Raw genomic sequence first — 8,020 nt, 5'->3', positions numbered from 1 at the left:
ATTGATGGTGAAGGCGGTATCCCGCAAAGCTTTGAGCATAAAGCCCAAAGCGCCATTCATGTCTCGCGGCAAAACATGACCGCAAGATGGGCATTTGAAAACCTTAGAGCCTCCCAACGTTTGATGAATATGACCACACTTAGTACAAGTTTTGGAAGTGTAGGCTTCTGAACCTGTAATGACAATCGTGTTGGTCATCTCAGCTTTTTGGTTGAGGAATAGCTCTTGTACCACTATACCCGGATATGTCCGGTTAATTAAAGATTAAGTCAACCTCTTTACGCTAATGTTTCTGGACAGTATCCTAGTCCCATGGTAAATTGTTGGCGAAACGCTTCAATATCCGTCTTATCAGGGTGACCATGAGACACCACCGCGACTTGGTAGCGACGCATGACATCAATAGGAGATTGTCCCGTATCGAGGCTCCAAAAAGCCATTTGCAAGCGCATGTCGGGTTGGAAGGGAATCCCCAATTCGCTCATGAAGGCTTGGAAGTCTCCATGTTGCTGAGGTGTGAGGGGGCTGCTCATTTTAACTTTAATTACCCAGCCATCAATTTGATGAATCACCGTTGTATATTGAACGGGAAGCTGGATCATGGAGTGGAGGTACTCGACCACTCGCAGTGTCAAACTAGCATTGGCTAAAAAATAAAGGTAATCCATAGGGCAGCTAGGCGTGGAGTGCAAGGAAGTGCTATACCTTCATTCTGACAACGGGGATCAGGAATTGGTAGGGGAAAAGCCCCCGCTCTCAACTGGGGGATCATACCCAATTTTCTTGTTTTAGTCCTTTGTCATTTGTTTTTGGGGATGAGTACCGGATGGCAGAAGGTAAGTCACAGTATAAAGTAGAGCTAAAACCCTGACCCGTCCCTGACCTACCCAATTTGTCAAAGATTGATGAAATACTGTACTTGACTTAAATAACCACCCATGCCGAATGACCTATTGCTTTCCAGCTATAACTATGATCTGCCAGAGAGTCAGATTGCTCAAACCCCGCTTTTCCCTAGAGATAGTTCTCGTTTGCTAGTGGTTGAGTCTGCCACTCATCATCAACACTGCATTTTTCGAGATTTACCTCAGTTATTGCGTGCCGGCGACTTGTTGGTTCTGAATAATACTCGTGTGATTCCGGCTCGACTCTATGGGCGGAAGCTAACTGGCACACCCGTAGAAGTGTTACTGCTAGAGGAACGGGAGCACAACTGTTGGTTAGCATTGGTGAAACCGGGACGACGGCTGAAAGTGGGTTCAACGATAGTCTTTGAACCGGATAAACCTGTCACTTCGGTAAGTTATGGGGAGACTCCCCCATCATCAGACGAGACAGAAACAGCAGGACTTATACAGACAAAGAATCGAGAGACTTATGGTGCCCTACCTCCCCTCCAGGCAACGATTATCGCTAGAGATGATGAAACCAAGGGGCGTCTATTGCAGTTTGACCTACCCCAGGGGAAATCTTTAATCACCCTATTACCCCACTACGGTCAAGTTCCGTTTCCGCCTTACATCACCCACTCTCAAGCTACACCCGATCAGTATCAAACCGTATACGCCAAAATCCCAGGTGCAGTAGCCGCCCCGACAGCCGGACTCCATTTTACCCCTGAACTGTTGGAGAGGTGTCATCAACGGGGAATTGAGCAGGCGTCGATTACCTTACACGTTGGTGTGGGTACGTTTCGCCCGGTGGAAATCGAAGATGTGACGAGTCATCAAATGCATGGCGAGTGGTTGGAGGTATCCGCCGCAACGGTGGCACAAATTCAGCAAACCAAAGCCTCCGGTGGGCGGGTGATTGCCGTTGGTACAACCGTGGTTAGGGCTTTGGAGGGGGCGGCGGCGAGTGGGGAATTGCAACCCTATTGTGGCAAAACCGAATTATTTATTTATCCAGGTTACCAGTGGCGGGTGGTTGATGGGTTGATTACCAATTTCCACTTGCCCCGTTCTACACTATTAATGCTCGTGAGTGCCTTGATTGGCAGAGAGCGGCTGTTGAAGTTGTATGCTGAAGCGATCGCGTATAATTATCGATTTTATTCCTTTGGTGATGCCATGCTGATTTTGCCAGAAGCGGTTAGCGATTAAAGTGCGAACCAATCGGGGAGTGAACAAGAATCGCGGCAATCTCCTGCTTCAACGAAGTAAGCCGGAGAAGGATAGTGGACGGGCTAGGGATTGGATATCCCCTAGCCTGTCAAGTAAAAATAGGCAAATTCATGTTAAAATGTAGGGATGAAAACACGTAGAGTAACCTACAGACTTTATCCAAAGAAAACCCAATGTGACAAGCTCCATTGGGCTAGAAAGATGCACTGTGAACTCTACAACGCGGCAATTGCAAATCGTAGGACACAGTACAAGCGCTTTGGGCATTCTGTTTACTATTTTGAACAGCAGAATTGTTTACCTGAGTTTAAAAAGGTTTGGATTGAGTATGCAGAATTAGGTTCTCATACGTTACAAGCTACATTAAAACGTGTTGATTTTGCTTATACTCGTTTTTTCAAAGGTTTGGGTAAATATCCTAGATTCAAGGCAAAACGAAGATACAGTGGCTGGACATATCCGGATAAAGCAAGTTGGAAAGTTTTCTTCTTAGGCAAAAATGGTCATCTTGAGTTGAGAGACCTTGGCTTAAAGCTCCAGATGCGAGGCAAAGCTAGAACTTGGGGAACTCCAACAACCTGCACGATTTTCTTTAGAAACAGCAAGTGGTATGCATCAATAACAGTACAGTGTGAGCCAACTCGTCAAACAGGTACGAGTTCAATTGGAATTGACCTTGGGTGCAAAGACGCGATCACCCTGTCAACGGGCAAAAAAATTGCTAAACCAGATTTTATTAAGGAGGGACACAAAAAAGTTAAAGTAGCCTCTAAGCGTTTAAGACGCAAAAGAGCGCCTAACAGAAACAAAAAAGTTAAAGGCTCAAGACGATGGAAAAAAGAACGGAAGCGGGTTTCTAAACTCCAGAGCAAGATAGCTCGTCAACGAGAAGATTGGCTGCATAAAATAACCAGCGAGATAGTTAGCAGTAATAGCCTAATTGCTGGTGAGCAGTTAAATGTCAAGAAGATGACGGGTAAAGCTAAGAAAGGTAAACGCAAAAAACAGAAAGCCGGATTAAATCGGTCTATCCTTGATGTTGGATTTGGCATTGTTGGAGATTTATTAACTTACAAAGCGGCTGAAGCTGGCGGATTTTATGTTGAGTCACCAACTCGAACACTTAAACCAACTCAAAGATGCGCTAAATGTTGGGAATTAACACCCAAGAGCTTGGCTGATCGAGTTCACGTTTGCTCTAATTCCCACTGCAATCATGTTGAGGATAGAGATGTTAATGCTGCCCAAGTTAACGAAATTTGGGCAAGGGGTTTGGAACGAGCCTCTTTAGACGTAGAGTCGCCTAGCTCTACTGATTGCTCCAAGCATGAAGCAACTAGGGATGTTGAAACGTCAGAAACAGCGACTTCAACGCAGTAAGTCGCTGTAGTTCATATTGGCACTATTAAGATAGGAAGCTACGGACTCTTGACCTCGTACATATTCCCTATTCAATTTCCCAATCGTCTTCTACCATGTCTAAAAACTATCACCGACCCTTTGGACTTACCGCCGCCCTATTCGCACTCAGTTTCCTGTCGGCTAGTCCCGCCTTCGCTGAAACTCTACCCAAACGCCAGCACAGTAAGCAGTTAGTTGAAGGGTTATACACGAATGACCTAGAAGCGGCGACATTTTTCCAACAAGGAGTCATGCGCTATAATCGCGGTGACTTCAAAGCCGCCGAGATCGCCTTTGGTAAAGCCCTACAGGAAGATCCGTTTATCCCCATGGCACGGTATTTGCTGGGGAATGCCCTGTTTCAGCAAGGTCAGATTGACTCAGCCGCTGAACAATATCGCATGGCGATTGGTCTCGATCCTAATATGGCAGAGGCACATTACAATCTGGGCTTGATGTCATACCAACAAGGCAATATCGAGGAAGCGATTAGCGCCTATCAACAGGCGATCGCTCTTGATCCCAATTTAGCCGCCGCTCGCTATAATTTAGGCTTGGCATTAGAAGCCCAAGGTGATACTGAAGCCGCGCTGAGTGAATACACACAAGCCGTTCGCCTCAATCCTAACTCCGCTGTTGCTAAGTATAATTTGGCATTACTACTCGCCAAACAAAACCAAACCGATTCCGCGATCGCGGCACTACGGCAAGCCGTTCGCAACGATCCACAATTCGTACAAGCCCATTACCAACTAGGATTGCTGCTGGCTCAACAAAATCAGATTACTGAAGCCAAAAATTCCTTTATCAAAGCAACTCAGATCAATCCACGATTTGCATCGGCTCATTATCAACTGGGTCTAATTCTTTTACAACAAGGGGATGTTGAGGAAGCCATTCGCCGATTTGATTGGGTAACACGGCTAGATCCTGACAATGTGGATGCTTTGCGCCAATTAGGAGTAGCGCTGATTAAAAATGGGGAATATGAGCGGGCGATAACAGCACTTCAACGAGCCGTAGAACTTGATTCTTACGATTCGCTGGCGCACTATAATTTAGCCGTAGCGCTGCATCGAAATCAACAGTATGAACAGGCTATTTCCGAATATCAACAAGCCATTCTGCTCAATCCAAAACTATCACTCGCGTTTTACAACCTAGGAATAGCCCTCCAGCAAGTTGGACGGGGACAAGAGGCGGTTTCCTTCCTCTTAGAAGCCAGGAATTTGTTTATTGAAGAAGGCAATTTGGAGAAAATTGATGCCGTTGACCAATATCTAACCCAACTCAACATCTCATCGAACCCATTGCCCAATTCACTCCAACCAATGCCTGCAATAAGTGAAGAACCCTAGTGAATGGCACACTCCAGTCAGCCCTAAACTACAGGACTCTAACACAAGCCGCTCCGCGTCTACGCCCTCCAAGTAATCTGCTAATACCAAGTTGCACCTCAAAGAGGTAATCTGTCATGGTTCACGAAGTCCTAACCAGCTTGACTGGTGACGCGATCGCGTCTATCTTTATCTTGACATAATGCTTTTTGTTATATAAAGACTGCCAGTACCTTGGAGTGTCATTCATGTCCATAGAATCCGCTATCAGCGAAGCTGCAATTGAGCAGAATCTGGAACAATTTCTCTTGGTGCTGTCGGTGTCTCTGAGCGTCGCCACAGTTTCCCGGATTTTTCCCTGGTTCCGTAAAATCCCTTATACCTTACTTCTGGTTATAGTCGGTTTAGGCTTAGCCTTTGTCGATGTGCGCTTGGTGAACCTATCCCCGGAACTGATTCTAGAGATTTTCCTCCCCCCCCTACTCTTTGAAGCCGCCTGGAATATCCGCTGGCGGGATTTGCGGCGAGATTTAATCCCCGTGATTCTGTTTGCGGTGGTGGGGGTAGTTATTTCGGTGCTGGGAATTGCCTTTACCATTACCCAATTCACAGAATTACCTCTTGCGATCGCATTATTAGTCGGCGCGAGTCTAGCCGCAACTGATCCGGTATCAGTAATCGCCCTATTCCGGGAACTGGGTGCGGATAAACGCCTAAAAACCCTCATGGAGGGGGAAAGCTTATTTAATGATGGTGTCGCCGTCGTCGCCTTTCTATTATTAGTCGGTATTCCCCTCGGTACGCAGAAATTTTCCCTATCCACCACATTTGCCCAATTCTTTACCTTTGTCGGAATTGGTATCGGTGTCGGTTGCTTAATCGGGTTTGGTATTTCCTTTCTCACCCAACGCTTCGATTTACCCCTCGTCGAACAATCCCTGACGTTAGTCTCTGCCTATGGCACCTACCTGATTACCGAAGAACTCGGCGGTTCTGGAGTTATTGGCGTAGTAACTGTGGGGTTAGTTCTGGGCAACTTTGGTTCCCGGATTGGCATGAACCCCCGCACCCGCTTAATTGTCTCTGAATTCTGGGATTTTCTGGCATTTTTTGTCAACTCAATTGTCTTTCTCCTCATTGGTGACCAAATTGATTTTCCCCGCTTGGGACAAAACCTAGACTTAATTGGGATTACCATTGGAGCCGTTCTATTCACCCGTGCTATTTCAATTTACAGCTTAGCGACGATTAGCAATGGACTAGTCAAGTCCAACATCGGTTGGCGACAGCAAACGGTGTTGTGGTGGGGCGGATTACGGGGTTCGGTTTCCATTGCCCTAGCCTTAAGTGTTCCGGTGAGTTTGGAGGGACGACAAGATATTATTGTTACGGTTTTTGGCGTGGTACTGTTTACGCTGTTAGTTGAGGGGTTAACTACCCAATTCCTTCTGGAAAAACTGGATTTAATTGGAGATCAACCCGTGCGTCAGAAATATTCAGAGGCAATCGCCCGTCGTGTTGCACTTAATCGAGTAAAAAACTACTTAGAGTCAGCAACGACTAACGACGAAATGAATTCAGAATTTTGTCAGTACCAGATAAAACTTGTTGATGGTCAACTCGAAACTATTCAAAGCGAGGTTGAGAAATTACTCCATCACCATCCCCAGTTACAAACCTTGGACATGGAACAACTGCAAGAACAAATGGTCAATATCGAGGCGGATACCTACGCTGAATTTATCCGTGCTGGACGTTTAACCGAGAACCTCTCACCCCTACTACAAGAAGCCTTAATTGAAGCCGATGAAAGGCTCATTGAGAATGAGTGATTGAGACTGAATAATAGTAGAGACGTAGCCGGCTACGTCTCTACACTGATGTTACTATAGCAGTAGACACATCGATTAAGACTTTCCGAACCGTTGTAGAGACGTTGCATGCAACGTCTCTACCAAATGATGCGTCCTAACCGATATGGCGATTGCTATAAATCTACCCCGACCTTTATTGATCAGATAAATCCTCTTCTATCGTCCCCAAGCTCACCACTTCATCCGCCATTTTTGGGATAAACATAAGAAAAACCACTAAATATATCAAAATAATAAGTTTATATCAATTCACGATGAGAATGATCAAACTAAGACTTTTTATCTTAACGCTATTATTCTTGATTTGTTGCTGCCTTCCTGCTCAAGCAGAAAATCTGCCAGCACTTGATCACAGTGGCGTTGAAACTCAACAACCAATCCAGTCGCCGTTAAAGTCGTACTTCCTGAACGTTTTAGCTGGGGGATCACGACGATCAATTCAGCTTGATTCACCCGCAACGCGACTGATTATTTATTCTCAGCAAGGAGAAATGCCGATTCGATGTGGGGATGGGATGAAAACCTACGATTGTATCCCAGGAAATCCACTAAAAATTCAAGTTGATCCCGCTACACCCATTGAAAAATTTTGGGCAGAAAATCTTTATGAGAAACCTGTGCGCTTACGCATAGACGTTCTTGAAGAAGTCAGCAGCCAAGAAGCAGAAAGCCTAACCGACAGTCATTAGATTAATTGGGGGAGCTCGGACGTAATGAACCGATCCGATTTGATGCCAGTTTATCAGCCCAACGGGTAGTTTCAGGTAATCGATATTTCGGAGTGCAGCGCAGGACATAATCAATCGCGGTGGGTAAGCTGATCCGATGACCCGGAGAGACATACAATGGCTTAACTCCAGTTCGCGATCGCACGACAGCACCAATCACCTCTCCCCGATGTCGCAGAGGTTGCCAATTCCCTTTCTGTTGGGGTAATTCCTCGTGCTGACCAATTAATCGGGACTTAGCCACCCCAATCGTGGGCACCGTAATTAATAAGCCTAAATGACTTGCCAGACCAAATCGGCGCGGATGGGCAATTCCCTGACCATCACACAAGATTAGGTCAGGAGTTATCTTAATCTGAGATAGGGCATCAAGTACGACGGGAACTTCCCGAAACGATAGAAACCCCGGTATATAGGGAATCCCTAACTTGTAATGTAGTATGGTTTTGTAGTATAGGCTCAATTTAAGACTGACAGCGATTTTCCGGCAAAGCGGACTACCAGCCGCGCCTTGATTACCTTTTTGTATTTTAGGGTTTAATTAGTTGGCGCGTGCT

At 45.9% G+C, this 8,020-nt stretch carries 7 protein-coding genes and 2 pseudogenes; 6 read left to right on the top strand and 3 right to left on the bottom strand.

What is annotated here, in order from left to right; translation table 11 throughout:
• Together RLO19_RS26315 and RLO19_RS26310 are read right to left on the bottom strand one after the other, a co-directional pair.
• Positions 1-216, bottom strand: a pseudogene (locus RLO19_RS26315) (zinc ribbon domain-containing protein); the annotation flags it as partial.
• Positions 217-278: 62 nt separating this feature from the next.
• Positions 279-668 carry a hypothetical protein gene (locus RLO19_RS26310; protein ID WP_446334556.1) on the bottom strand — a complete coding sequence of 130 codons (390 nt, stop codon included), beginning with the start codon at positions 666-668 and terminating at the stop codon, positions 279-281.
• Between the two features lie 270 nt (positions 669-938).
• Between RLO19_RS26310 and queA the strand changes: the two genes are divergently transcribed.
• From queA to RLO19_RS26280, 6 genes and pseudogenes are all read left to right on the top strand, one after another.
• The gene (queA, locus tag RLO19_RS26305; protein WP_446360340.1) at positions 939-2,102 is read left to right on the top strand and encodes a tRNA preQ1(34) S-adenosylmethionine ribosyltransferase-isomerase QueA; all 1,164 of its coding nucleotides are present in this window, start codon (positions 939-941) and stop codon (positions 2,100-2,102) included.
• Positions 2,103-2,249: 147 nt separating this feature from the next.
• Positions 2,250-3,513: pseudogene (locus RLO19_RS26300) on the top strand (RNA-guided endonuclease InsQ/TnpB family protein).
• An 85-nt stretch (positions 3,514-3,598) separates the two neighbouring features.
• A complete protein-coding gene (locus RLO19_RS26295) occupies positions 3,599-4,882 on the top strand; it encodes a tetratricopeptide repeat protein (protein WP_446360339.1) in 1,284 nt (427 codons plus the stop codon).
• Positions 4,883-5,109: 227 nt separating this feature from the next.
• Positions 5,110-6,693 (top strand): cation:proton antiporter, encoded by a 1,584-nt coding sequence (locus RLO19_RS26290; RefSeq protein ID WP_446360338.1) that lies wholly within the window; start codon positions 5,110-5,112, stop codon positions 6,691-6,693.
• A gap of 108 nt (positions 6,694-6,801) precedes the next feature.
• Positions 6,802-6,936, top strand: a complete 135-nt coding sequence (locus RLO19_RS26285; RefSeq protein WP_446360337.1) for a hypothetical protein — start codon at positions 6,802-6,804, stop codon at positions 6,934-6,936.
• Positions 6,937-6,989: 53 nt separating this feature from the next.
• Positions 6,990-7,424: a hypothetical protein gene (locus tag RLO19_RS26280; RefSeq protein ID WP_446360336.1), complete on the top strand. Its 435-nt coding sequence runs from the start codon at positions 6,990-6,992 to the stop codon at positions 7,422-7,424.
• A gap of 1 nt (position 7,425) precedes the next feature.
• On the opposite strand, the gene nfi is transcribed toward RLO19_RS26280, so the two are convergent.
• Entirely contained in the window at positions 7,426-7,944 is a 519-nt protein-coding gene (nfi, locus tag RLO19_RS26275; RefSeq protein ID WP_446360341.1) for a deoxyribonuclease V, read from the bottom strand.
• Positions 7,945-8,020 lie beyond the last annotated feature (76 nt).

It is taken from the genome of Coleofasciculus sp. G2-EDA-02, assembly GCF_040226375.1.
Lineage (GTDB): Bacteria > Cyanobacteriota > Cyanobacteriia > Cyanobacteriales > Coleofasciculaceae > Coleofasciculus.
The sequence above is the reverse complement of the archived record's forward strand: the minus strand, read 5'-3'. Positions and strand labels throughout refer to the sequence as shown.

Bases quoted from the DNA above. Each gene is read 5' to 3' on its own strand.
- RLO19_RS26310 (WP_446334556.1), bottom strand. From the start codon at position 668: ATGGATTACCTTTATTTTTTAGCCAATGCTAGTTTGACACTGCGAGTG.
- queA (WP_446360340.1), top strand. From the start codon at position 939: ATGCCGAATGACCTATTGCTTTCCAGCTATAACTATGATCTGCCAGAG.
- RLO19_RS26295 (WP_446360339.1), top strand. From the start codon at position 3,599: ATGTCTAAAAACTATCACCGACCCTTTGGACTTACCGCCGCCCTATTC.
- RLO19_RS26290 (WP_446360338.1), top strand. From the start codon at position 5,110: ATGTCCATAGAATCCGCTATCAGCGAAGCTGCAATTGAGCAGAATCTG.
- RLO19_RS26285 (WP_446360337.1), top strand. From the start codon at position 6,802: ATGCAACGTCTCTACCAAATGATGCGTCCTAACCGATATGGCGATTGC.
- RLO19_RS26280 (WP_446360336.1), top strand. From the start codon at position 6,990: ATGAGAATGATCAAACTAAGACTTTTTATCTTAACGCTATTATTCTTG.